The organism is Pseudoalteromonas sp. SCSIO 43201 (genome assembly GCF_023716725.1).
GTDB classification, from domain to species: Bacteria; Pseudomonadota; Gammaproteobacteria; order Enterobacterales; family Alteromonadaceae; genus Pseudoalteromonas; species Pseudoalteromonas peptidolytica.
Genome location: NZ_CP072683.1, coordinates 168,914 through 193,846 on the forward strand (window position 1 = coordinate 168,914; position 24,933 = coordinate 193,846).

At 44.7% G+C, this 24,933-nt stretch carries 15 protein-coding genes; 9 read left to right on the forward strand and 6 right to left on the reverse strand.

Translation table 11 applies throughout. The annotated features are described in order from the left end of the window. Position 1 precedes the first annotated feature (1 nt). From J8Z24_RS00685 to J8Z24_RS00700, 4 genes are all read left to right on the forward strand, one after another. On the forward strand, positions 2-3,112 hold the full coding sequence (locus J8Z24_RS00685) for a non-ribosomal peptide synthetase (protein ID WP_252095106.1): 3,111 nt from the start codon (positions 2-4) through the stop codon (positions 3,110-3,112). A 250-nt stretch (positions 3,113-3,362) separates the two neighbouring features. Next, complete coding sequence (locus J8Z24_RS00690) at positions 3,363-7,319, forward strand: non-ribosomal peptide synthetase (RefSeq protein WP_252095107.1); 3,957 nt, start codon at positions 3,363-3,365, stop codon at positions 7,317-7,319. Between the two features lie 60 nt (positions 7,320-7,379). Then, positions 7,380-9,467 carry a TonB-dependent siderophore receptor gene (locus J8Z24_RS00695; protein WP_241651550.1) on the forward strand — a complete coding sequence of 696 codons (2,088 nt, stop codon included), beginning with the start codon at positions 7,380-7,382 and terminating at the stop codon, positions 9,465-9,467. A gap of 51 nt (positions 9,468-9,518) precedes the next feature. Beyond that, positions 9,519-10,898, forward strand: coding sequence for a PepSY-associated TM helix domain-containing protein (locus tag J8Z24_RS00700; protein ID WP_252095108.1), 1,380 nt, complete (start codon positions 9,519-9,521; stop codon positions 10,896-10,898). On the opposite strand, the gene dhbA is transcribed toward J8Z24_RS00700, so the two are convergent. The 6 genes from dhbA to fhuF form a co-directional block, all read right to left on the reverse strand. Then, complete coding sequence (dhbA, locus tag J8Z24_RS00705) at positions 10,873-11,637, reverse strand: 2,3-dihydro-2,3-dihydroxybenzoate dehydrogenase (protein ID WP_252095109.1); 765 nt, start codon at positions 11,635-11,637, stop codon at positions 10,873-10,875. The two genes, J8Z24_RS00700 and dhbA, sit on opposite strands and share 26 nt — an antisense overlap. Further along, complete coding sequence (locus J8Z24_RS00710) at positions 11,627-12,931, reverse strand: condensation domain-containing protein (protein WP_176032923.1); 1,305 nt, start codon at positions 12,929-12,931, stop codon at positions 11,627-11,629. The genes dhbA and J8Z24_RS00710 overlap by 11 nt, the downstream gene beginning before the upstream one ends. Then, the gene (locus J8Z24_RS00715) at positions 12,931-13,797 is read right to left on the reverse strand and encodes an isochorismatase family protein (RefSeq protein WP_128729779.1); all 867 of its coding nucleotides are present in this window, start codon (positions 13,795-13,797) and stop codon (positions 12,931-12,933) included. The genes J8Z24_RS00710 and J8Z24_RS00715 overlap by 1 nt, the downstream gene beginning before the upstream one ends. A gap of 9 nt (positions 13,798-13,806) precedes the next feature. Further along, positions 13,807-15,423: a (2,3-dihydroxybenzoyl)adenylate synthase gene (locus tag J8Z24_RS00720; RefSeq protein WP_125251339.1), complete on the reverse strand. Its 1,617-nt coding sequence runs from the start codon at positions 15,421-15,423 to the stop codon at positions 13,807-13,809. Further along, on the reverse strand, positions 15,410-16,624 hold the full coding sequence (locus J8Z24_RS00725; RefSeq protein ID WP_252095110.1) for an isochorismate synthase: 1,215 nt from the start codon (positions 16,622-16,624) through the stop codon (positions 15,410-15,412). The genes J8Z24_RS00720 and J8Z24_RS00725 overlap by 14 nt, the downstream gene beginning before the upstream one ends. A 79-nt stretch (positions 16,625-16,703) precedes the next feature. Continuing rightward, positions 16,704-17,462: a siderophore-iron reductase FhuF gene (fhuF, locus tag J8Z24_RS00730; RefSeq protein ID WP_252095111.1), complete on the reverse strand. Its 759-nt coding sequence runs from the start codon at positions 17,460-17,462 to the stop codon at positions 16,704-16,706. A 99-nt stretch (positions 17,463-17,561) separates the two neighbouring features. Here fhuF and J8Z24_RS00735 point away from each other — a divergent pair, with 99 nt between their 5' ends. The 5 genes from J8Z24_RS00735 (at position 17,562) to J8Z24_RS00755 (ending at position 24,658) form a co-directional block, all read left to right on the forward strand. Then, positions 17,562-19,196: a cyclic peptide export ABC transporter gene (locus J8Z24_RS00735; RefSeq protein ID WP_147390835.1), complete on the forward strand. Its 1,635-nt coding sequence runs from the start codon at positions 17,562-17,564 to the stop codon at positions 19,194-19,196. Between the two features lie 359 nt (positions 19,197-19,555). After that, positions 19,556-20,236 carry a DNA-3-methyladenine glycosylase I gene (locus J8Z24_RS00740; protein ID WP_147390891.1) on the forward strand — a complete coding sequence of 227 codons (681 nt, stop codon included), beginning with the start codon at positions 19,556-19,558 and terminating at the stop codon, positions 20,234-20,236. A 20-nt stretch (positions 20,237-20,256) separates the two neighbouring features. Next, a complete protein-coding gene (locus tag J8Z24_RS00745) occupies positions 20,257-21,678 on the forward strand; it encodes a protein adenylyltransferase SelO (RefSeq protein ID WP_252095112.1) in 1,422 nt (473 codons plus the stop codon). Beyond that, a complete protein-coding gene (locus tag J8Z24_RS00750; protein WP_252095113.1) occupies positions 21,679-23,457 on the forward strand; it encodes an ABC transporter ATP-binding protein in 1,779 nt (592 codons plus the stop codon). 151 nt (positions 23,458-23,608) lie between these two features. Then, positions 23,609-24,658: an OmpA family protein gene (locus J8Z24_RS00755; RefSeq protein ID WP_176032945.1), complete on the forward strand. Its 1,050-nt coding sequence runs from the start codon at positions 23,609-23,611 to the stop codon at positions 24,656-24,658. Positions 24,659-24,933: the final 275 nt, after the last annotated feature.

The following is a 24,933-nucleotide window of genomic DNA, read 5'->3' on the forward strand; positions in this document are numbered from 1 at the left end:
CATGATCCAAGAATATATCTCTGCTTATCCACAAGGCCTGTCATTGAGTGAGCAGCAGCAATGTCTAGGTAATACACTGGAGCCATTGGCATATAATAGCGTGCTGGCGCGCATGTCAGAGCAACACAGCACAGAACATCTCCAAGCTAGACTTAATGAAATCATTGATGACAATATCATTTTGAGCTTTACGTTTAGCGAGGTGTCAGGTTTTCGTGGTTTAAGACAGGTACCTCACTTAAGTACCAAGCCCGTCATTGCCACCATGACGTTGGAAGCCGATGCCAGCATTAACTTAGCAACACTTGATAGCTTGCAACCTGTGTCTTTGAACCCTGCTGCGGGTCAAAATTTACAAGTGGTCAAAATTAGCCACCGGGATGAAGCATACCTGTTGGTGCGTACCCATGCGCTATGCGTTGATTTGGCTAGTACAGAGAAAATTGTACAGCGCTTGTTAGATCTTAATTTAGCTGTTGAAGAAAGTGTCCAATACCCTGATTTTCTCGCGTGGCTTGAAGAGCTGACTAGCAGCGAAGATTCACTTCAAGGTAAAGCTTATTGGCAGCAGTATATTAGCCAGCTTAATAATGCAAAAAATCACTTTGCATTACCGTATCACAAAGCGCCAGAGCAAGGGGCGTTACAAAACCTACAGTGCGTTGATGAAGCATTAGCTGAGTCTACGACAGAAGCGATCACAGCGCTTAGCGCACAATTAGAGGTAGATGCACAAAGCATATACTTATCATTATGGTGGTTATTACTAGCGCGTGTTTCAGGGCAAAGCTTTGTGACCAGTGTAGGTTATGATCCGCGCCAAATGAGCGAAGAGTTGGCTGATGCGCTTGGTGTGTATACGCAGGCATTACCGGTTCAAGTACCACAAGCTAAACAGCAGGTATTAGCAGAGTGGATTAATCAGTTTGCCTTTACCTTGTCTCAGCACATGGAGTGGGCGGAATGTTTTGAGCGCCCTGAAACGCTTGCCAATAGTAGTGTAGTTGCACACTTTGCATCAGAGGTAGTGAGTGCAGAAGCAACCGTCGCGATTGCCGATAACGCAGAATTATCCTTAACTATTGCCGATGACAGAGTGCGACTGCAATTTAATAGCTCAGCTTATTCACATCAAGCCGCAAGTATCTTGTTACAGCAATTTGTTCATTTATTGGCACAAGCCCCGCAATATTTGGCAATTGCCGTGGCTGATATTACCCTTGTTACTGCGCAAGAACAGCAGCGCTTTCTCGCGTTAAATGCAGATCAAGGGCTAACTGCTACCCACGTGCTGGCACAACTTGAATATTTTGCAGACGCTAAAAGTGAGCACATTGCATTGGTAGATGCTGCACACTCACTTAACTACAGCCAACTTACTGTTTTGGTCAATAAGACAGCGCAAGCTCTACAAGCCCATGGAGTAAAGCAAGGCTGTGTTGTGCTGTTATCGCTACCTCGCAGTTGGCAGCAAGTGGTCATGTTACTGGCGGTGATGCGTGCCGGTGCAGCATATTGCCCAATTGACCCAAGTTGGCCAGAGCCGCGCAAACAGCGTGTGATGGACGCGTCTGGTGCAATCCTTCATATAGATGAGCATAATGTTGAGCAGTGGCTACTAGAGGCGCAACAGCTAGAGTTAGACAGTAGTGTGCTACCTGAGTATCAGTTAGCAGACATCGCTTATGTATTGTTTACTTCTGGTTCCACGGGAGTGCCAAAAGGTGTGCCTATTGCACATCAACAACTTGCACAATATTGCGCTGCGTCTTCACACGCACTTGAGCTACAGCAAAACCAGCGCTTTGGTCTCACCTCTACCGTTGCCGCAGACATTGGTAATACTACGCTATTCAATGCTTTTTATAATGGTGCCACGCTTATTGTTGCCAGTGAGCAGCAAATGCTCGATGGCGACGCATTTGGTCGCTTTGTGGCTGAGCACGCGGTCGATTGCGTCAAGATAGTGCCTTCTCATTTACAAGCATTATTGGAAGTCATGCCAGCCAGTCTGCCAACTAAGCTGATCTTAGGTGGCGAGGCGGCCAAGCCTGCATTAATTCAAAAGGTACATAAGTTAGCGCCGCAAACACAGGTGTTTAACCACTATGGGCCGACAGAAGCCACTGTGGGTGTGATGTCACATTCATATGAAAACAACGCACGCTTTGATGCCGCAGTGCCAAGACTTAGCCAAGTCTTTTCTGGCTCACAAATCTTTATCTTAACTCCACAAGATGGCTTGTGTGCAACTGGTGAGCAAGGCGAATTATGTATTGCGGGTAAGCAATTGTCAGCAGGATACATTAATGCTGATTCCAGCGGTGTTTTTGTCGATAACAGTCAATGGTCTGAGCGCCTTTACCGTACAGGTGACGTAGCTCGTTATTTACCTGATGGCTCTATTAGTTTATCTGGTCGTAAGGATGACCAAGTGCAGATCCGTGGCTTTAGAGTAGAGCCCAATGAAGTGGCACTGGCTATTACACAGCACTTAGACAACGTAGATTGTTTTGTGGCGGTACAACAGTATGGCAATGAAGCTGTTTTGGTTGCCTTCTTAACTCAGTATTTAGATAAACAAACCGTAGCAAATGAGCTGTTAACTGGAGAGGAAAACCTTACGTTACAGACGCAGTTACGCGATGTATTGCCAGATGCCATGGTGCCTGCTTTCTTTGTCAGTGTGACAGAGTTACCACTGCTTGCTAACGGTAAGGTAGATCGTCAAAGTTTGCCTAAAATTGCTGAGTTGACTTTATCTACTTATGTTGCGCCTAGCAGTCAATTAGAAACCTTACTTGCGTCCACGTTGGCGGATATTTTAGAAGTAGAGAGAGTAAGTTGTGATGCCAGTTTCTTCGATTTAGGTGGGCACTCTCTGTCTGCTATCAAGTTTGCTACACGCATAAAGAAATTACTCTTATTGAATATTGAACCTGGCGTTGTGTTTGATAACCCAAGCATTCAATCTTTGGCTCAAGCACTAAATAACTTAAGTGGTGATCCGTCTAGATTGGAGAAATTAGCATTGACGCAAATTAAGTTGGCGACACTGACGCCAGAACAGCAGGCGGCATTGCGCGAAAAAATGGGTCTGAAAGCCACATAGGTATCAGGGTAAGGGATAACCCAAGATAATTTTGAGACGATAATACCAATTATCTTAATTAAGAGGTCTATTTTGAGGCGAGAAAATCTTGTCGATTACTAGGCAAAAATTTTGCTATTTAGTTGTTCTAAATAAGAAATTTTTAACGCCGTTAGCGTCAGATTTACGCTTTCAAATTGAGCAAGTATTAAGTCTAATTGGTATAAAGTGGGAGCCTGAGGCTCCCACTTTTATTTGAATGGGTATGGGTATGTCAAATAATGAGTTAGCGGATGAACTGGTCGATGGTCTAGATTTGGACTTGTTGGCACAATTATGGAGTGAGCCCGAAGCACAAAGCGACACGACAACTATCGTCGCCACTGATCACAGCTCAGGTACGCTTTCGTTTCAGCAAAAGCGTTTGTGGCTACTTCAGCAAATTGATCCAACCAGTAACGCCTATGATGTATTACGTGCATATCGTGCGCCTGATGCGTTAGATTTGTTACAGCTCCAGTGCGCACTGGATGCACTCGTTGAATGTCATGATATTTTCCGCACTTATTATCAGTTTGACGGCGCGGCAACTCAGGTGGTCGCGTCGCAGTGTCAGGTGCCATTAACCCTCATTGAAGTAGACACTGAGCTTGATGGTGATGCGCTTTTTGCACAGCAAGAGGTCAAAGCATGGTGTGATAAGCCATTTAATTTAAGCCAAGTGCCGCTACTAAAAGCTGCATGGGTGCGTACGGTTCAAGGCGGATATTTATTATTACGCAATCATCATATTGTGAGCGACGCATGGTCAAAAACTTTGATCTTAAAAGACTTGCTAGCGGCATATCAGGGACAAGCACTGACTAAACCATCATGTCGTTACCTAGATTATGCGACGTGGCAAAGTGAGTACTTGCTTAATGAAGAGGCCAACAATATTTTAGATTATTGGCAAGGTTATGTGGGTGCAGCACCGCAGCCGATTGCGCTACCTATGGTGGAGCCAGAAACCGAACACCCTGTTCATGCGCTGACATTAAGCTTTCAGTTACCCAGTGCGCAAGTTCAGCAAGTTAACGCCTTTTGCCAGCGCCACGGCAATACTGCCGCAGCGTTATTTATGACGTTATTGCAAGCGACATTGAGCCGCTTTAGTAGTACCGCGCACTTTTTGATAGGCTCGCCTACCGCAGCTCGTAATCTGCCAGAGCTTGCTGATGTGGTTGGGTGTTTTATGAATACTCAACTGTACAGAAATGAAGTACAAGATGGTGTCACTTTTCTTGATGCGATTGAGTGCAACCAACGACATACGCTGCGTTTGATTAATGAAGATCAAGTACCATTTGAATGGCTTGCGGAGGAATTAGAATGGCCTGTGCAGGCTGATAGACATCCGCACTTTCAAGTCTTGTTCAACTATTTGCAAAGTGACCCGCAGCCAAGTAGCGACCAAACGATGGCGCTTATCCCCGTGAGCGTAGAAAGCCACACTGCAAAGTTTGAATTATCGTTAGATGTTAGTGTGCAAGAGGGGGCGATTGAGCTTTATTTTGAGGCCGACAGCACTGTGTATAGCCAATCGCTATTGCAACAATTGCAGCACAGCTATCTCACTTTATTACACGCTGTGCTGCATGAGCCACAGCAAAGTATAAATAACGTACTTATCCATCAGCCCGACAGCGTATTTTGTGCGCCACAACAAGATAACGATGCAGTCACTATTATCGACCTTATTACTAAACAAGGCAGCCGCCAAGAGTCGTTGGCCATCGCGGATGATAGCGGTGCGCAGCTAAGCTACCAAAAGTTGCTTGAGTTAAGCGCTAATTTTGCCCACTTTCTAATTGCGCAGGGAGTGCAAAGCGAAGATAGAATTGCCATTATCACTTCTCGTCAAGTTGATATGGTTATTGCGCTGCTTGGGTGTATGCAGGCGGGGGCGGTGTATGTTCCTATCGACCCGACCATGCCACAACAGCGCCAACAATTAATTTTCAATTCAAGTGCCGCTGTGGCGATTGTGACGAATATCGACACAGTTTATAACCCCGGGAATTTACCGGTTTGGTCAATTGCTGCGGTGAACGAGCAGCAATCTCCGCAGCCTCCGTTTATTGTTCGTATCAGGCCGCAGCAGCTGGCTTATATTCTCTATACCTCTGGTTCAACTGGTCAGCCTAAAGGTGTTGCCATAAGTCATGGTAATTTAGTTAACTTCATTCTCGCCATGCAGTCTCAATTTTCACTCACACATGACTCAAAATGGTTAGCCTTGACTGCACTGGGGTTCGATATTTCTGGTTTAGAGCTTTATCTGCCTTTGGTCAGTGGGGCGCAGACTTATATTGCTAACTCGGTACTAGAACTACAAGCTACTGACTTGATCGGTATTACTCATATTCAAGCGACCCCTGCGGGGTGGCAGGCCTTATTGGCAAAAGAGTTGATTAGCGCTGCGGTTATTGGTCTGTGTGGCGGAGAGGCGCTGCCTCCAGCGTTGGCTCAATCATTACAAGATAAACAAGTCACGCTCTACAACATGTATGGCCCGACGGAGACCACAGTGTGGTCTTCTAGCCACCTTGTCACTGCACATATTCATCTTGGTCATCCGATCCGAAATACACAGTTATATGTGTTAGATCAGCACTTAAACGCTTGTCCGCAGGGCGTATGTGGAGAGCTGTACATCGGTGGTTTAGGGTTGGCTCGGGGATATTTTGCACAACCTGCACTGACTGCACAGCGGTTTATCGCCAATCCATTTTCTGACATGGGTGAGCGACTCTATCGCACAGGTGATTTAGTTGAGGTAAACGCCCGTAATGAGCTGCATTTTCTCGGCCGTACAGATCACCAGATAAAAATTAGAGGGCACCGTATAGAAATCGGTGAGATTGAAAGTCAGTTGCTATGTATTGATGGTATAACCCAAGCTGTGGTGGTTGCTCACGATGCCGAGGGGAGCAAGCAGTTGATTGGTTATGTTTGCACCCAGCAGTTGCAAAGTGAAGACATAAAAACAGCGCTGAGTGCACTGGTGCCAAGTTATATGGTGCCAGAGCAACTTATTATACTGGACACTCTACCGCTTAATCACAGCGGTAAAGTGGATAGAAAAGCGCTGCCAGCACCTTCATTACAGCAGACGCAGGGCACATTACCTGTGGGTCATGTTGAGCAAGCATTAGCACGCGTCTGGCAACAGATTTTACAGCGTCAGCAAGTGTTTCGGGAGGATAATTTCTTTGCCCTTGGAGGCAACTCGATTCACGCGCTACGCATGGTGCATCAGTGGCATAAACTTGCCAGACCTGAACCTCTCGTTGCTCAGGCTATCTGGCAAGCGGATAACTTACGTGCCTTAGCTGATCAAATGGTGGCCTCAAAACAAGCTTATGTGAGTGATATTTTGCCTGAGTCAGTAGGGGGACGCGCACCCAGTGATTTATTAATATGTCTTCACGATGGCCGTGGATTTACCATGTCATATCGCCCCTTGGCAATGGCGATGCCTGAACAGGTGAGGTGTGTCGGGATCACCCCTGACACTGAGTTATCATCTAGCGATAATTTTAAGACGCTGGCATCTCGTTATGCTCAACAGCTTGGAGACTTGAGCGGCTATGAAAATATTCATGTGTTAGGCTGGTCGTTAGGTGGTGCCTTGGCATTACAGTTGGTCGAAGCGCTCGCATTACATAAATATCAGGTAGCTAACGTCTTCCTCATTGATAGCTGGGATCCCTTTGAACCTTCGAATCAAAGATCGGAGAGTTGGCGTGATTATATTTTAACGCGACTTTCTGAAAGCGTCGCCGCTCCCGAGCGCTTTACTGATTTTGCGCAAGCGGTAAGAGCGTTTCCATGGTCGGACGGTGATTCTAGTGCGTCAAGAGGTGAGGATATTTCGCGTTTTGTGACAGCGCATTTAGCACTGCTGGAAAAGAATATTGCTGCCATGCCAGTGTCAGAAATTATCCAGACCTTAGAGCAAACTTACTTATTGCGCTGCGCAGGTCGACACGAAGTGGAATATCACACATTAGATACGCCTACCTATTATGCGGTGTGGAGCACAGAGCGCGATGAAGTGCTGACTAACGTGTTCAACCAGCGCTTTGGCATTGAGCATATTGAGTATGTGAATGCCAATCACATGGAGATTATTTCTCATGGGAGTGTCATAGAAACTGTACAAAAAGTGATAAAATTAAAATAAGCATAGATTGTAAGTGATAATTGTTTTCGTTACCATTGCAGGTAATAAGAAAAGGAGATTATGACGATGCAATCAGTAGGTAAGCGATTACTGATATTAGCCAGTATTGTTCCGCTATCCAGTTGGGCAGCAGAGCAATCACTGGCAAGTGAAGATATAGAGGTAATAGAAGTGCTTGGACGAGATTCGGAAAAGCATTTTGCTACGTATACGTATTCCGCAACTAAGACTGCTGCTGATATTTTAGATTTACCGCAATCCATTAGTGCAGTGACCAAAGAGTTAATTCAGCAACAGGGATTGATGCGCCTGAATGATGTAACGCCTTTTGTTAGCGGTGCCAGTGAGTTTTCGGTATACAACGATATTACTATTCGCGGTTTTCGCAGCCAAGATGATCGTCGCCTCAATGGTATGCGCACGTACAATGACTTTTGGTCACAAACAGCCATCGCGCATGTCGAACGGGTAGAAGTGATAAAAGGCCCAGCCTCTGCAATTTTCGGTGATGCCAGCCCCGGTGGTGTCATTAATACGGTAACCAAAAAACCGCTCGCAACCAGTCGTCATGAGCTAAGTGCTCGTATCGGGAGTTATCAAGAGAAGTATGTGGCGCTTGATACCACTGGTGCTGCGAATCAATCTGAGTCAATATTGTATCGCTTAAATGTTGGTTACGAAGATTCAGAATCTTTCAGAAATCAAGCGTTTAACAAGGGCTTGTTGGTCTCTCCAAGCGTTACTTTTCTTGCCAGTGATACCCTCAAGCTAAACTTGGAGTTTGTCTATTCAGACAGTGAGGGGATTTTAGAGCGAGGCCAGCCCAATATTCGTGGCAGTCAACAGTTGGGCGCGGTGCCAATCGAAGTCTCTGCCACCCAGCCTGGTGATCATTTAGATACTGAAAGTTTGATTAGTAGCCTTGCCGTTGATTATCGTTTTAGCGACTCATGGTGGCTAGCTGTACAGTATATGCACCAAGATAGTGACCAAGATTTAATCGAACATGGTATTGGAAACTATGTTGATGGCTCTGACTCTGTGGTGAATCTGCGTTACATTGATCGTAACTCTGAAGCAGAGTCGGACTCGTTCTCCAGTTATCTAAATGGTAATTTCTATACTGGAAACATCGAACATAATGTTGTCATTGGTTATGACTATATTGACAGGTTTAGAGAATCTAGTCAGCGTGTGGCCAATAATGCAATACAGTTCGATATTCTAAACCCGGTTTACCAGCGTCGCGACACGGCCAGTTATAATGCAACTCAGCGCCCTGTGTTTGGGGGTAACCTACAAAGCGAAGGGATTTATATACAAGACCGCATCGTGCTTGGACAATGGTCGCTATTAGCCAGTTTACGTGAAGAGCGCTTTGACCTTGATAATACGGGTGGTGGTAGCTCAAAAGATAGCCAGTTACTGCCAAGGCTTGGCACGGTATACAAACTGTCAGATACGCAGAGCGTCTATGCCAGCTGGATGCAAGGGTTTGAGCCACCTCCACTGTATTCAAATAACCCTGAGCAAGGTGGACCATTTAAGCCACAAGATAGCGAATTATACGAAGCCGGTTTTAAGGCACGTTTATTCAATGATAACTTACAAATAACAACAGCAATTTATCAAATTACTCGTGAAAATGTTGTGCTATATGATGCTGAAGCATCCGCTAAAATTGATTTCGCTCGCTACATGTATCGTCAGCGTGGTGCTGAGCGGGCGAGAGGATTTGAGTTTGATCTCAACGGTCAATTGAGCGAACAGTTCTCAATTATTGCTAACTATGCTTACAACTCAGCAAAAGTAACCAAAGATCTGAATGACAGTGAGATTGGGAAACGTAAAGAAGGTGCTGCTAAGCATATGGCGACAATTTGGTCGCGGTATCAATTTAATGATAATTGGTCTGTAGGTATTGGCGCCAACTACGTCGGTGAGCGTCCGACATCATCAGAAGGACTATTGCTGCCAAGCTATGTGCTGTATAACGCGGGTATTTATTATCAAGCGGATGACTGGAAAGCATCACTGGTAGTAGATAACCTATTTGACAAAGTACATTGGACCGGCGGTTACAGCTATAGCCAGCTATTCCCAGGTGATCCGCGTAGCGCGAGCTTAGCGATTAACTATCGATTCTAAACAAGGAGAGTGAAGTACGCGCTGTTGCGACTTCCTTTTTAGGTGAAAAAAATGACAGCAAAACAATGGTTCAGTTGGCATAGTTTAAGCGGCGTTTGGTTTGGCTTACTATTATTCGTGATCTGTTGGACAGGGGCATTTGCTACCATTTCTTATGAGTTAGATTGGCTATTTGATGATACGGTTCGTGCGCCAGAGAGCAGTCCTCAAGTGAGCTTGGCGAGTGCATATGAAAAGGTGCAAGAGACTTATCCGGACGCGCGAATCGGGATTGCTTTTGCAGGTGCCGAGGCACATTTTGCGCACGACTTTGTGGTGCGCTTACCCGACAACCCATGGCAACATATTTATGTTGATCCCTATACCGGGAATATTCAAGGAGAAACGAGCTTTTTGAATATTCAACGGTTTTTCCGAGACTTTCATATGCACTTCTTTGGTGTGTTCGATAGTATCGTTTCTTACTATTTGGTTTTGGTGTTTGCAATTCCGATCACCATATCAACACTGACGGCACTGTACCTTTATCGAGGATGGTGGCGTAAATTTTTTACATTAAAACTCAGTGGAGACACTCGCGCGAAAGTCGCCAGTACTCATAAATTGGCTGGAGTATGGAGTCTATGGTTGGCCGTGGTCATTGCCGTGACCAGTATGTGGTATTTATTTGAGTTTGTTAGGATGGACTTAGCTGATGGCAAAACGGCATATACTGATGTTGGGCAGTTCGCTGTAAATCCATTGCCTGAGTTGGCAGCACAAGATAAACCTCAACTATCAGTGGTGACACTTGCAGCTAAGGTTAAAGAAGCGCGACCAGACTTAGATATTAGAGCCATCCGCTATTCTGGCGGTTACTTTTATGCTGAAGGCCAGGCTAATGATGTATTGGTCAGAGACCGCGCTAACAAGGTTTATGTCAACCCATACACAGGTGAGATAGTCTATAGCCAAACTGCATCTAGCCAAGGGTTATATTGGCGATTATCTGACACTGCGGATCCCTTACATTTTGGTAATTTTGCAGGGGTTTGGGTAAAAATACTGTGGTGTATATTTGGCTTAGCGCTGTCATTTTTAGTGCTTAGCGGAACCTATATGTATGTTAAACGTCAGTTGAAACTGCGTCGCAAAGAAGATCTTCGCGGTGTGAAGGTGTCTCTGGGGTTAAGCGGTGCACTGCTGTTGTGCATTGGATATTATGCCTACCACACACTGATGGGGTATGGCATTGCTGGCCAGTTCCCGGTGTTGCCATTGGGCTCTAAACTATTTTTGGTTGTATGGACATTATTAACGTGCGCCATTATCGCTATCTGGATAAAAGCGTTGCTGAATCTATGTCGCGAAGCAACGCTTGTGAATAAGTCTGAGGCTAAGCCTAAAGCAAAGTCCCAGGCGAAGCCTAAAGTGTCGCACCACCATCTATAGTGAGCACTTGCAAGGTAGTATGCGAACTCAGTGATGAAGCAAAAAATAACACTGAATTGGCAATTTCTTCTGGTGTCGCCAGTTTTTGCAGTGGGATCCCAAGCTTGTATTGGCTTGCAAAACCCTGAATAACTTGGTCGGCACCTGAATCATCTAACCACATACCGGTTTGCATCGGGGTTAATGTTGACCCCGGTGCGATAACATTGGCACGTATGCCATAAGGGGCTAATTCTAACCCCGCGGTTAGGGTCAATTGTGTTGCAGCAGATTTAGAGGCACAGTAGGCGGCCATACTTTGACGTGGTGTATGACTGGCATTTGAGCTAACCGTTACAATACTGCCGAGACCTTGCTGTTTGAAGTGACTTGCACAGGTTTTTAGAAACACAAACACGGCTCCTGCGTTAACGTGTTGACAGTGCTGCCATTGCTCTAATGAGTGCGACTCTAATTCACCTAACTCAAGTACCCCTGCGACATTAAGTAAATTATAAGGGGCAAGACCCTGCTGGATAAGCTCAGTCAATGTAGCTTGTAGTGTTGTTAAGTCTTCGAGATCGCACTGTACTGCTTTAAACAGGTTATGAGTACGGGGAAATTGTTTATCAAAACCAACAACGCGCGCGCCAAGTTGAATGAATTTTTCCGCAATACTTTGACCTATCCCTTGGCCTGCACCTGTGATCCAAACCACCTTATTGCGATACTCCTGTTGCAGCAGACTATCAAACCCCATGTTCTAACTCCTGTGTAATCGCGTTACAAGATAAAGCCGGTGTGCGTGTCCAGCGACTCGCGGTTGAGACGATGGCCTGTGCAATTGCACTAATTTGCTGTGATGAATATCTGGCATGGTTGTAATCAATATCAAACTGCGCTGGCTCATCACCATTTAGGTAGATTTGGATCATCAGGTCATCAGTGGTACCTGCACTGAGAATGTGACTACGCGTTGTTACCTCGCCATAACGAGGATGACTGGTAAACGGTAGAATGTTAATTGTCGGGCCGCTTATCTCAATGGATTTACCTTGTTGTTTACGGTCGCGCTTTAAGTGCTCTACGCGGTAGCACTGTAAGGACTTAAGGCGCTTAATTTGTTTATTGATGTGCTTTGCAACATGCTTTAGCCCATCCGCCGACGGCAAAGTCAATGGTAATGGCAGAACATTGCTTTGTACCGTCGGACAGGAGAACTCAATAGCACAGTGGCGATTCATCATCACAAGCCCTAAGGTGACTTCAAAGGTACTGTGCTTGGCGGCTAACACGGCTGCAATGACGCTCAGTAAAATTTCACTTGGGGCGGCATCCACATAATTTGCGGCAGATTGTAACGTTTGCCATTGGGGGCGTGTTAACCCGAAGTGATAACGTTGATTAGGTGCTGTGATCGCGGCTTCACTATGACTAAAACTTTGCGCCGGTGGGTGTTGATCCAGCCACTGGTTTAAAGACGCTTTAGCCTCGGATAGACGTTGTTGGTATTTGTCGCTGGTGTGTAAATCAAGTAGCTGTTGTTGCGTGGTAAATTGGCAATGAGGCATAGGTTTACCCGCGTTTAATGCGTTATAACAGCGAGTTAAAGCTTGATGAAATAGCCCAAAGCCATAGCCATCTAGCACGATGTGATGGCCAACAATAAAACAATAATCTTGGCTTGGCGTACGTACTAATTTAAATTGCATTAAGCAGTCAGTAGCCAAATCAAACGATTTGCCGAGCGTTGTGGCAACCTGCTGAGACATAAACTCTGCGACTGAGACAATATCATGGTCAAGATATTCAATGTTCAATGAGGGCTGAATATTTCCCACAATAATGCTGGGGGTAAAGTTGTCATCATGAATAAAGTGACTACGTAATAACTCTGTTTGCTCAAATACATGATGCAGCGCGGCTTTAAACAGCGCGGCATCGATTTTACCGTGAAACTCTAAACACTCGGCAACATTAAACAAATTACCTTGGCCACTGATGGTATGCAGTAGCCACATGGCATGCTGAGAGTCAGTTAATGGCAACGCCATTATTCAGCCATCCGTGTTTCTAACAGCTCCACCCAAGCGGCAAGCGTTGGTACTTGTGCAAGCTCGATGAAATTAGTCTCAATACCTTGTTGCTGCCACAAAGAAATTAAATTCATGACTTGTACAGAGTCTAAGCCGTAATCAATGAGGCTTTCATGTTCATCAAACTCATCAGGTTCACAATCAATTAATGGCAAAATAAACGCTTTTAATCCGTCTAGAGTGGTCAAGTCTGTACTGGCTTCACCAATAAGCTCTGCGGTGGTAAGCACTTTACCTGCACGTTGACTGATGATGTGAAGTGCCATCATATGTTCATCTTTGGTGAAATCTGCGATTGCATCTGCGACAACAAAGGGTTGGATATCTCGCATAAACGCATCTATTGCTGTGGTCATTACACCGATATGACCATAAATACCGACAATCAATAGTTGATCACGCTGCTGAGCTTGCAGTTGGCTTTCAAAATCACATTTTTGAAATGCGCTATACCGCCACTTGGTCAGTACCGTGTCTTTTTCTGTGGGGGCAAGTGCATCAACGATAGGTTGCTGGCTGGGATCTTGTAGTCCAGCTCCCCACATATCAAGTAGTAAGCCGCGCTCATTACGACCTTGTTTAATTGGCTGAGCGGTGTAGTAGACTGGAATATCATGCTCATAACAATACGCTTTTATACGTTGAATATTTTCTATCATGGCGGTGACTAATGGGTTGTCTTGGCCATAAAAAGAAACAAAATAATGCTGGACATCATGGATCAATAACGCTGCACGGTGTGGCTCTAGCTGCCACTCTACGCGATTTGGTGCAAGCTCAGCGGCGCGCGGCAGAGCATAGTGATTTAATTTAGGTATACTCATGTTACTTCTCTAAAATTGTGGGGTAGGTTGCTGAACTTCGGTTTCGTTACGAAGCTGTTTTTTATCGACTTTGCCAACAGGCGTTAACGGTAAGTTGTCTATAAACTTAAACTTATCTGGCACTTTGTAGTCAGCGATACCCTGCTCGCGCAGGTATTTTCGAAGTGCAAGTGCTTTAACTGGTATACCAGTAAGAAAAGCAAAACTTTTTTCACCTAACGTTGCATCTGGCATAGCTACAATCGCGGCTTGTTGAATATTTGGATGCCCGAGTAAAAGGTTCTCGACTTCTTCTGCTGCGATCTTTTCACCACCACGATTGATTTGGTCTTTCACTCGACCGGTGACGATGAGGTGGCCAGATGGTAAACGTTTTACCAAGTCTCCGGAGCTATAAAAACCATGCTCATCAAAGGCACTTTGATTATGTTCAGGTGAGCGATAGTAACCGCGAATTGTATAAGGCCCTCTTGTTAAGAGTCGCCCTTCTTCACCATCTGGTACTAAGTTACCTTGCTCATCGACGACTTTGATTTCATCGTCTTCACTGATTGGTCGACCTTGTGTATGAAGGATATGCCAAAGATCATCATCATAGCGGGTATAGTTAACCAACCCTTCAGCCATGCCAAATACTTGTTGTAGCTGGCAGCCAAGTAGTGGCTTAACTTGCTCTGCAATGGTCAGGCTTAATTTAGCGCCACCCACTTGAATTACCGCGAGGCTTTGTAAGTTATGTGCGCTTTTTGGTGCGTGCTGTAACCACAGTTGTAAGGCTGGAGGAACTAAAGCCGTATGGGTAACTTGGTATCTTTCTATTAACTGGAAGCAACTGCTTGGGCTGGGATCGTTTGCCATCACAACAGTGCCGCCTGCGGCAAAAACCCCAAGTGCGCCAGGGGAGCTTAGTGGAAAGTTATGAGGCGCAGGGAGGGCGCATAAATAAACATGTTGCTCTGTTAATTCGCAAATATCTTTGCTGGCGACCACAGAGTACAAATAGTCATTGTGGGTTCGCGGAATAAGTTTAGGTGTTCCTGTACTGCCGCCCGAAAGTTGGAAGAACGCCACGTGTTCAGGGTTTAAATCTGGGGCAATAAATGCGCGGGGCTGAAGGTAGGCCTGTTTTAATAGGCTATTACCTTTGGGGTGATCCACCAACGTCGTGCGAATACTTGGGTACTGTTGTTGTAATGTTTGAATAAAAGCGTCATCACGATACAGCTCATGCGCTGAAGAGACAATCAGTACTGTTGGTTCAAGTTGCTCGCAGTAACTGTTAATTTCTGTCTGTTTATGGCTAAACAGCGCACATACGGGGGCTGCGCCTAACTTTAGCAAAGCAAATAAGCTAATATAAAATTCAACTTGGTTTGCCAGTTGAATAAGCGCAGTATCTCCTTGCTGGATCCCTTGAGCGGCAAGGTAAGCAGCCAAGTGATCGCTATACGCTTCAAGCTCTTGATACGTCAAACTACGGTGAGCATCAATAACGGCTGGTTTATCGCCATGTTGTGCGAGCTGATCACTGATGACTGAAGTTAGCGGGCGGTCTTGCCAATAACCTTTTTCACGATAGCGCTTTGCTAGCTCAGGGGGCCAAGGGGTAAAATCAATTTGCTTCATGGAGTTTATTTCTCATTGCGTAGTATGTTTGCTTTATTTCGAGTGCATTCAACATGGTATTGAGTTTTGCCTCTGTTTCTAACCACTCCGAGCGGGGATCAGAAGCCGCCACTATGCCTGCGCCAGCAAAGAGTGTCGCAGTGTGTTTATATAGCTGCGCACAACGTATTACCACTACCCATTCACCGTTACCCTGCTTATCAAACCAGCCAATTATTCCTGAGAATAAGCCTCTGCTATGTTGTTCTAGTTCCGCTATTTTTGGATAGGCAACAGAGGTCGGCTTACCGCATAGCGCAGGGGTGGGGTGCAGTTGGTTGGCAATCATCAAGCTGTGAGTTTCAGGGTGTTGTAAGGCACCAGAGATCACAGTGGATAAATGCCACATGGTGGCAGTACTTAATAATTCCGGCTGGGCAGGAATCTTCAACTTATTGCAGAATGGACTAAGTACTTGCTGGATGTCTTCAATGACCACAGCATGCTCATATCTATCCTTTTTCGATGCAAATAATACGCTGCGTCGATGGGCTTCTTCCTTTGGACACGGATCTCGTGGAATAGACCCAGCTAATGGGTTGGTGGTTAACGCTTCAGCTTGCTTTTTAAGTAACAGCTCAGGGCTTACTCCCATTAATGTCGCGCCATCTATCGTCGGGAATGAAAAGTGATACCCTGACTGACTTTGCTGCAATAAATTACGCAGTACCAAGTGGTGATTTATTGGCCGATCGAAATCCAGCTGTGTTTGCTTACTGAGTACAATTTTGTCTAGCTGCTCGCTGTCGAATAATTGCTTCGCTTGGACAACCGCTTGCTCAAATTGCGCCTGCGATTGAATGTCTGTAATTGCTGATAGGTGGTTCTTTTGCCCATGAACAGGAGCCAATTCAGCATCAAACCAAGCGTTAAACGCGGCTTTATCCCAGCGCGATACCTTTTCCGGAATGATTACTTGTGCCTGTTCTGTTTTGCAAAACGGCAGTGCTGCAAATGCGATGGTGTCATCAGGCAGGTCACGCATGTTAGCGGTAATGTTGGCAACCAGTTGTGCGGTATCGTTGATCGGTAGCGTAATGCGTTTGCGCACGCCTTGACTGACTAGGCAGTGCGTTCCTGTGGTAAAGAGGCAGTTTTTCTCTGGGTTAAACTGCGCGGCTTTTGCATATTGTTCGAGCTGAATAACTTGACTGAAGTCCATGAGCACACCTCGCTGACAAAGCAGCAGTGAAAACGAATTAATTGACATCAAGACGAAGGTAAACAATAAAGATTTAGATTTATATGTCGTTAGTTGCCATCATTGTTTTATACAGAGCTCGCTGTTGTTGGCGTGCATCGGCATGATGTGGTTGTTTGGGGCAGTCACGGCAAAGCTTGCTATTACTTACCTTGTGTAAAAAGCAACAGGATGCTCTTAATTGATAAGGTCCATGTGTATCACTAAGCTCGATTCGAGGTGCGTAAAATGGGTTAGGCAGTTGTCCTAAGAATTTTAACTGGGTGAGGGTCTCAAAGTCTTCCTGCGTCTCTGTGCGCCTGCCAGTATAATGAAGGATTGTGGGGAAAAACTGCCTTAGTCTAAAAGCGCAATTGCTCCATAAAGCAGGTTCAGGCACACCAAAGTGCTGTACTAAGAAACGATGTAAGGGCACCAAGTGCTCAAAGATGAAGCTGTCGTATTTTTCCAAGGTAGGCTGCGAAGCCATAGCGGTGCCTTGGTGTGGTAATTGTAGCTGCCAATGATTGGTGTCTATGCTTACCTGCTCAGTTGCAAAAGGCAGTTTACGATTTAACACGCTGTGTACAAACAGCACCGAAGGCATGATCTGTAAGGTGTAGTGCATATGCCATACCGAAGCTTGTGCTCTTTTACCTTTCACTCCTTTGGCAGCACTGAATTGCGCAATTGCCTCGCTAAGTGTCACTACGCGCTCGAGTTGTTGAGACAATGGCGTTTGCGTCTCGCTGATTAATGAAACGCCGCGTGCGTATTGTTCAAGTGTTGGTGACAAGTAAGGTTTGAGAATAGGTAACATGATTTAGGCTATCGGGTTTTTAATATATGACGCGATCCAAGTGAATTTTTTTAGTTCAAAGTCGTCCTGTAAGGGATTTGATCATCCTTGGGAGAAATCGTGTTAGTTTTTCTGATAAAAAAGACTTGGCAGCGCTTTGTTGCGACAGCGCTTAGCAGTATTATTTTTGGCATTATCAGTGTTTCATTGGTAGCACTGATCAACGAAATTATTAATGCTAATGGTGAACGCCAAACTGAGTATTTTATGGTGTTTGCTGCGCTTGCCTTAGCGGGTGTTGTGGTACAACTTATTTCCAAGTTGGTCGCTGAGCAGCTCAGTGAGCATAGTCAGGCTGAATTGCGAAAGTTAGTTGCAGATAAAACCATAGAAGCGAAAATCAGCAATATAGAAGCGCAAGGAGACGCAAAGATCAAATCTTGCTTAACTGAGCATAGCCTCAAGGTTGCAGGGTTTTTTATGAGTATGCCAGGGATTTTAACAAATGCCATGATAGTCTTAGGTGCTTTTGTATACATGGCGTGGCTAGATTGGGTTATCTTTCTTTTTGCGCTGCTCACCTTAGTACTTGGCTCGGTGAGTTATAGCTTTGCAAACAATATAGCCTTCAAGAAAATTGCTAATGCAGCGGCGATGCAGGATGGCCTTTTCCATCAGTTTGATGCCATAACAGACGGCATTAAAGAGCTTAAGCTTAATCGCAGTAAGCGCACGTTTTTTAAACAAGAAGTCCTCCATCCAGCCATAGATGCCTTGCGTAAAGAACGTATCGAAGGGGTATCAATATTACACATGGCATCATCGTGGGGTGGCTTTTTAATTTTTACTTTCATTGGTGGCGCACTTTTCTTCCTTTCACAGCAAACCGGTGAAGAGAGTCAGCGTATTATGTCGGGCTTTGCATTATTGTTTTTGTATATGCTTACGCCTCTTGAAACCTTACTTGCCAACATACCCAGAGCATTTGCTGCACAAGCCTCTGCGAACACCATTAAGACACTAAGTGATGAGCTGGTCAATGAGGATGAGAGTCGGGTACCAGCACTTGCAAGCTTTGAACGCATTCAATTACAGTCGCTATGTCATCGCTACTATCATGAGCAAAGTGACGATATATTTTCATTGCAGCCGATTGATATTGGGTTTAAAAAGGGTGAGTTGATTTACCTAGTTGGTGGTAACGGCAGTGGCAAGACTACTTTTGCTAAAGTGCTGTGCGGCCTATATGAAGCTGATGAGGGGCAGATCAAAGTAGATAATCAAGCGATCACATGCACTGATTTAGATGGCTATCGGCAGTTGTTTAGCACTGTGTTTGGTGACTATTACCTATTTGATCGCCTGTTAAACGTGCCATGTGAACAATTGGAGCAAAAAGGTAACGCGCTAATTCGTAAGCTGAATCTACATCATAAGGTAAGTATCGAGGCTGGCCGTTTTACCACGCAGCGTCTTTCTCAGGGTCAGCGCAAGCGCCTTGCACTGGTCGTTGCTTATTTAGAGGATCGACCGTTTTACTTATTTGATGAATGGGCTGCTGATCAAGACCCTGTTTTCAAAGATGTATTTTACCGAGAGTTGTTACCAGAGCTGAGAGACAAAGGAAAGACAGTACTAGTCATCACTCATGATGATAAATACTTTGCTTTGGCAGATAGATTACTCAAGATGGAAAATGGCTGTTTAACAGAGGTAACACAATCACCTGTTACACCAATACCAACGCTCGCTTAATACCAATTTGACTTAATACTTGCTCAATTTGAAGGAGTAAATCTGACGCTAACAGCGTTAAAAATTTCTTATTTATAACAACTAAATAGCAAAATTTTTGCCTTGCCTACACGGATGTAGGTACCTTGGCGATAGCAGGACGCGTTAGCGGGGTTATCGACAAGATTTTCTCGCCTCAAAATAGACCACTTAATTAAGCAAATTGGTATAACTTTCCTATTCCCCTAACTTTAATTGGCCGTTGCGATCCCCAACGGTCAATTATCAACATATCTTGTTGCTATTTGTAGAAAACCTCTGACATCAATATTTCAGATCAGTTACCCTGTAATAACTATCCAGTAAATTCAGTAGCGAGCATGAACGTATTCGACAATATTTATCAAAGAGCTGCTCAGCGCAAAGGTTCGGAAGCGGCACTTGCAGCAAAATTAAGTAAACCGTTAAGTCCAGAAAGCCTACGTGCGCTCAGTGATGACCAATGGCTGGAGGAATTTACCCGAAAAGTATTTCAAAGTGGCTTTTATTGGTCTGTCGTTGACAGCAAGTGGGAAGGGTTTAGAGAGGTTTTTTGGCAGTTTTCTATCGACAAGCTACTGATGATGTCACCAGAAATGTATGAACAGCGTAGTCAAGATGAACGTATCATTCGTAATGCCAAAAAAGTGAAAAGTATCGCTGATAATTGTCATATGATTTTTGAAGTACAGCAGCAGTATGGCCGCTTTAGTGAGTTTGTTGCTAGCTGGCCTGAAGATAATATTGTTGGATTATGGTTGTATCTGAAAAAACATGGTGCGCGTTTGGGGGGTAATACAGGTCCTTACGCACTGAGAGTTTTGGGAAAAGACACCTTTTTGTTGAGTAAAGATGTAGAAACGGTACTGCGCGCAGAAGCTGTTATTGATGGTGGGCTACAAAGCCAAAAGTCATTATTAGCAGCACAACAATTTTTCAATGAAATGCGTCAGTATAGTGGTTTCAGTCTACAAGAATTAAGCCAAATCGTAGCGATGAGCGTAGGTGAAAACGTTCGCTAGTGAAAGAGGGAGAAAGTTGGATGGCGTTTTTTCAGCCCTATCAAGGCACAGAGCTGCTTTTTGATGAGCAGCCTACAAAATTTAATCAACCCGTTTTGCTGTTAAAGCATGCTCCTTTATTGGAGAAGTTGGGTCTTAGTCATGTTGACGATACAGCACTGGCGGCATTGTTGAGTGGCCAGCAACCGCTTGGAGAGATTAAGCCGGCAAGCCTAGCATATAGTGGCCATCAATTTGGTCAATTTAACCCACTGCTAGGAGATGGTCGCGCTCACCTTATTGGTGGGGTTAAACTTGAAGATGGCACACAATATGACCTGCACTTAAAAGGCTCTGGTGCAACGCGCTTCTCGCGTGGTGGTGATGGTTTTTGCGCGCTGGGCCCTGCTGTTAGAGAGTTTATAATGAGTCAGGCAATGGCTGCGCTTGGGGTGCCAACAACAGAGTGCTTATCGGTAGTCACAACCGGCCATCGAGTTTATCGTCAAACTGAGGTGCCTGGTGCTGTGGTGTGTCGTGTGGCTAAGAGTCATATTCGTATCGGCACTTTGCAATATCTTGCCACTCAAGAGAATCAGGCGGGGCTATGGCAACTGTTACAGCAGCTAGGTGTGCAATTATTTGACGGTTTAGCGGTGCGCTCGGAGCGTGATGTGCTTGAACTGTTCCGTGAGGTATGTGAGCAGCTGGTGGACTTGGCGGTAGAGTGGATGCGAGTGGGCTTTATTCATGGCGTTATGAACACAGACAATATTTTGCTCAGTGGTGAAACCATAGACTATGGTCCGTGCGCCATGATGGAAAAGTTTGATTTTAACGCAGTATATAGCTCAATTGATAGGCAGGGGCGTTATGCGTTTGGCAATCAACCAAATATCATGAACTGGAATTGTGCGCGACTGGCGGAGTCCTTGTTGGTGTTGTGGCAAGATGAGCAGCAGGGTATCGCAGCTCTAAGTCAAATATTGACAGAGTTCTCAGAGTCTTTTAATCGTAAATATAAAGACATGTGGGCGGCAAAGTTAGGAATTGACGAGTGGCACGATGCCGATGATGTTTTACTTGCCGACTTGCTCAAGCTAATGACTGAGCATTCACTTGACTTTACTAATACCTTTGCAGCGCTTACGAACACTTTGCTTGGAAATCCAAATAAGACCTTACAAATACCCAGTGAACTGGATAGTTGGCAGCAACGTTGGCAGCAAAGGCGTGCGTCAGATGATGTCGCGATGCACTTGATGAGTCAAGCAAATCCAATTTTGATCCCTAGAAACGCACTGGTAGAAGCTGAGATTGAACAGTTTAATCAGAGTGGGTCGAGTGAATCGCTTGATGATTGGCTACTGGCACTCAACAGCCCTTACGAATATAAGGACTATCCTGAGATGTGGATGAAGGCATCCACACCCGCACACTATAAAACTTTTTGTGGAACCTAAATGGCAAAAAATCAGCTTTCTTGGCAAGAGATCAAAGATAAGGTACTTGAGCAAAAGCGCCCACTAATTTCAGCGCACATTATTGCGTTGTTTGCGGCCTTGGTCAGTGTGCCCATTCCGTTAATGATGCCGCTGCTAGTGGATGAAGTGCTACTTAACACTCCAGGCCCTGCCGTGAATTGGATGAACTCAATACTGCCACAGCATTGGCACCAGCCGAGTGCTTATATCATTGTTATTTTGCTGGCTGTTATTGCCATGCGACTTGCTAGTTTAGTATTGGGGGTGATGCAGTCTCGACAATTCACAATTATTGGCAAGGGGATTAGTTATGAGATCCGTGAACGCTTGCTCTCTCACTTGCCTAAGGTGCAACTCAAAGAGTATGAAAGTCAAGGTGGTGCGGCTATTAGTTCACGTTGTATCACGGATGTGGAAACATTAGATAAGTTTATTAGTCAGACCTTGTCTCGCTTTTTGATAGGGTTACTGACCATCGTTGGTACTGCAGCTATTTTACTGTGGATTGATTGGGTGCTTGGACTGGTTATTTTGCTACTTAATCCTGCGGTTATCTATTTTTCTCGGCAATTTGGTAAACATGTTAAAGAGCTAAAAAAGGAAGAAAATGCAGCGTTTGAGGCATTACAAACAGCGTTAGTAGAGACGTTAGATGCAATTTCTCAATTAAAAGCGGTACGTCGTGAAGGCACTTACTTTGAACAAGTTAAAGTAGCTGCCAAAGATCTCAAACATTTCGCTGTGCAGTCACAATGGAAAACGGATGCCGTTAATCGCCTAAGCTTTACGGTGTTTTTGGTTGGGTTCGAGTTTTTCCGTGCTGTTGCCATGTTTATGGTGGTGTTTTCTGACTTAACCGTAGGGCAGATATTTGCGGTATTTGGATACCTGTGGTTTATGATGGGACCGGTTCAGGAAATCTTGGGTATTCAATATGCTTATTATGGGGCATCAGCGGCATTAACGCGGCTCAATCAAGTATTTAATTTTGCCACCGAGGCACAGTATCCTGCAACGCATTCGGTGTTTGATTCTGCTCAAGTGGATATTAAGTTCAACAATATTGATTTTGCCTATGTTGCAGAGCAGCCCGTACTAAAACAAGTTTCGTTACACATTCCAGCAGGTAAGAAAGTGGCTCTGGTGGCGGTCTCTGGAGGAGGGAAATCAACATTAGTGCAGCTGCTGTTAGGGTTATATGAAAAGCAAAGTGGTGATATTCACATTAATGATAAACCAGTAGAGCAAATTGGCTATGACGCTGTAAGAGATAATATTGTCACTGTATTACAACAACCCATACTCTTTAATGCCAGTATTCGTGAAAATCTGGCAATGGGAAGAACGGTAGCTGATGATGTGCTTTGGCAAGCGTTACAAGTTGCAGAACTTGCCAGCACTGTAATGATGTTGGAAGACAAGTTAGACGCCCAAGTTGGTCGCAATGGTATTAAATTATCAGGTGGACAGAAACAGCGACTTGCCATCGCCCGTATGGTTGTTGCGGATCCAAAAGTGGTGGTATTGGATGAAGCAACATCAGCGCTTGATATTGAAACAGAAGCCAAAATTCATCGTAATTTACAGGCTTTCTTAGCGAGCAGAACCACACTGATTATCGCTCATCGCTTGAGTGCAATTAAACAAGCCGACTTAATTTATGTGCTTGATGACGGTTCTGTATCCCAATATGGAGCTCATGATGAACTATTACAGGAACAGGGGCTCTACCGTATCTTGTTTGGCCATCAGCATTAGTGGATATTTGGCGAAAATTCTGGATGTAACGTTAAGTAAACATTAATAGACAAGCTAATATTATCTCTGCAACGTAATCAGTCGGCGCATTTTCTGATAGACTGTCAGAGTCAATACTCAATGCGTTAACTAACAGAGATGGGAAGGAATGATGAAAATTAAAACTTTGAGTTTACTAGTTGCGATGGCTGCATCAGCCACTGCACATGCAAATACCACCGAGCCAACTGAAGGCGTATATCTTGGGGTGTTTGGTGACTACTATGATGCCGACTGGCAAAATCACCGTGACATGGCTGGTTTAGATGTTGAGGACTCAACGGGTTGGGGGGCTGAAATTGGCTACCGCTTTGATAAGTTTTGGAGCGGTCGTATTGAATATGCAGACATGGACTTTGATTTAGGTGGGATCAGTAATGGTTCGCTTGACGCTGAGCGCTATGGTATCGATGGTCTATATCACTTTGATGGTGGCCCATTCTACGGTCTAGTTGGTTTGAAAAAAATGAACTTAGATGCCATTTCAGATAACACCTTCGCAAACTTAGGTGCGGGTGTACGTCACCACTTTACTGAGCACCTATTTTTAAATGCTGAGGCTGCTGTGTATCAGGGGTTAGAAGCTGGTTTTACTGATGTAGGTGGTAAAATTGGTATTAACTACTCGTTCGGTAGTGCAGGTAAATCAGAAGCAGTTGCACCAGCTCCAGCACCTGTTGTTGCACAAGCACCGCAAGACAGTGACAAAGATGGCGTAGTGGATAGCGAAGATAAATGTGCAAATACACCAATGACGGATGCAGTTGACGCGTCTGGCTGTACTTTGTACGAAACGAAAGAAGACAAAGTGAGCCTGCTAGTGCGTTTCCCACACGATGATGCCACTTTCTCTCAGCAATATGTCGATGACATCAATGCTGTAGCTAAGTTCTTAAAAGAACATAAAAACGCAGACGTTTTGATTGAAGGTCACGCGTCAGCTGTCGGTGATGCTGATTACAACCAACAACTGTCTGAGCGCCGCGCGAAAAACGTTGCTGAAAAACTCGTTGATATGGGTATTGATTCAATGCGTATTACCACAGTGGGTTACGGTGAGGAGCGTTTGAAGAATCCAGCGAATACGCTAAAAGCACATGCGGAAAACCGCCGTGTAGAAGCGCACGTTTCTTCTAAAGAAAAAGTAAAAGTTAAGCGTTAATGTTCACTTAACTTATGCAAAAAGGCTCCTATTGGAGCCTTTTTTGATCCAATTAATTGCGCGCTTTTACAAAATTTAAATGATTCTCGTTTGACTAATATTCATCAAAATATACTTGTTCCACCATGCTTATTCATAGTATTTATAGTGACTATAAGGCGAGGTATCGCATGCAAGATTTTCATCTATACTCAAAGACCTTATAATTGATCATTATATTTTATGGTCAAGGGAATGGTTCAGCCGGTTTCACTAATAACCGCAGCCAGATCATT

What these genes read in the sequence shown, in the direction of transcription:
- J8Z24_RS00685 (WP_252095106.1), top strand. Translation starts at nt 2, where the DNA reads ATGATCCAAGAATATATCTCTGCTTATCCACAAGGCCTGTCATTGAGT.
- J8Z24_RS00690 (WP_252095107.1), top strand. Translation starts at nt 3,363, where the DNA reads ATGTCAAATAATGAGTTAGCGGATGAACTGGTCGATGGTCTAGATTTG.
- J8Z24_RS00695 (WP_241651550.1), top strand. Translation starts at nt 7,380, where the DNA reads ATGACGATGCAATCAGTAGGTAAGCGATTACTGATATTAGCCAGTATT.
- J8Z24_RS00700 (WP_252095108.1), top strand. Translation starts at nt 9,519, where the DNA reads ATGACAGCAAAACAATGGTTCAGTTGGCATAGTTTAAGCGGCGTTTGG.
- dhbA (WP_252095109.1), bottom strand. Translation starts at nt 11,637, where the DNA reads ATGGGGTTTGATAGTCTGCTGCAACAGGAGTATCGCAATAAGGTGGTT.
- J8Z24_RS00710 (WP_176032923.1), bottom strand. Translation starts at nt 12,931, where the DNA reads ATGGCGTTGCCATTAACTGACTCTCAGCATGCCATGTGGCTACTGCAT.
- J8Z24_RS00715 (WP_128729779.1), bottom strand. Translation starts at nt 13,797, where the DNA reads ATGAGTATACCTAAATTAAATCACTATGCTCTGCCGCGCGCCGCTGAG.
- J8Z24_RS00720 (WP_125251339.1), bottom strand. Translation starts at nt 15,423, where the DNA reads ATGAAGCAAATTGATTTTACCCCTTGGCCCCCTGAGCTAGCAAAGCGC.
- J8Z24_RS00725 (WP_252095110.1), bottom strand. Translation starts at nt 16,624, where the DNA reads ATGGACTTCAGTCAAGTTATTCAGCTCGAACAATATGCAAAAGCCGCG.
- fhuF (WP_252095111.1), bottom strand. Translation starts at nt 17,462, where the DNA reads ATGTTACCTATTCTCAAACCTTACTTGTCACCAACACTTGAACAATAC.
- J8Z24_RS00740 (WP_147390891.1), top strand. Translation starts at nt 19,556, where the DNA reads ATGAACGTATTCGACAATATTTATCAAAGAGCTGCTCAGCGCAAAGGT.
- J8Z24_RS00745 (WP_252095112.1), top strand. Translation starts at nt 20,257, where the DNA reads ATGGCGTTTTTTCAGCCCTATCAAGGCACAGAGCTGCTTTTTGATGAG.
- J8Z24_RS00750 (WP_252095113.1), top strand. Translation starts at nt 21,679, where the DNA reads ATGGCAAAAAATCAGCTTTCTTGGCAAGAGATCAAAGATAAGGTACTT.
- J8Z24_RS00755 (WP_176032945.1), top strand. Translation starts at nt 23,609, where the DNA reads ATGAAAATTAAAACTTTGAGTTTACTAGTTGCGATGGCTGCATCAGCC.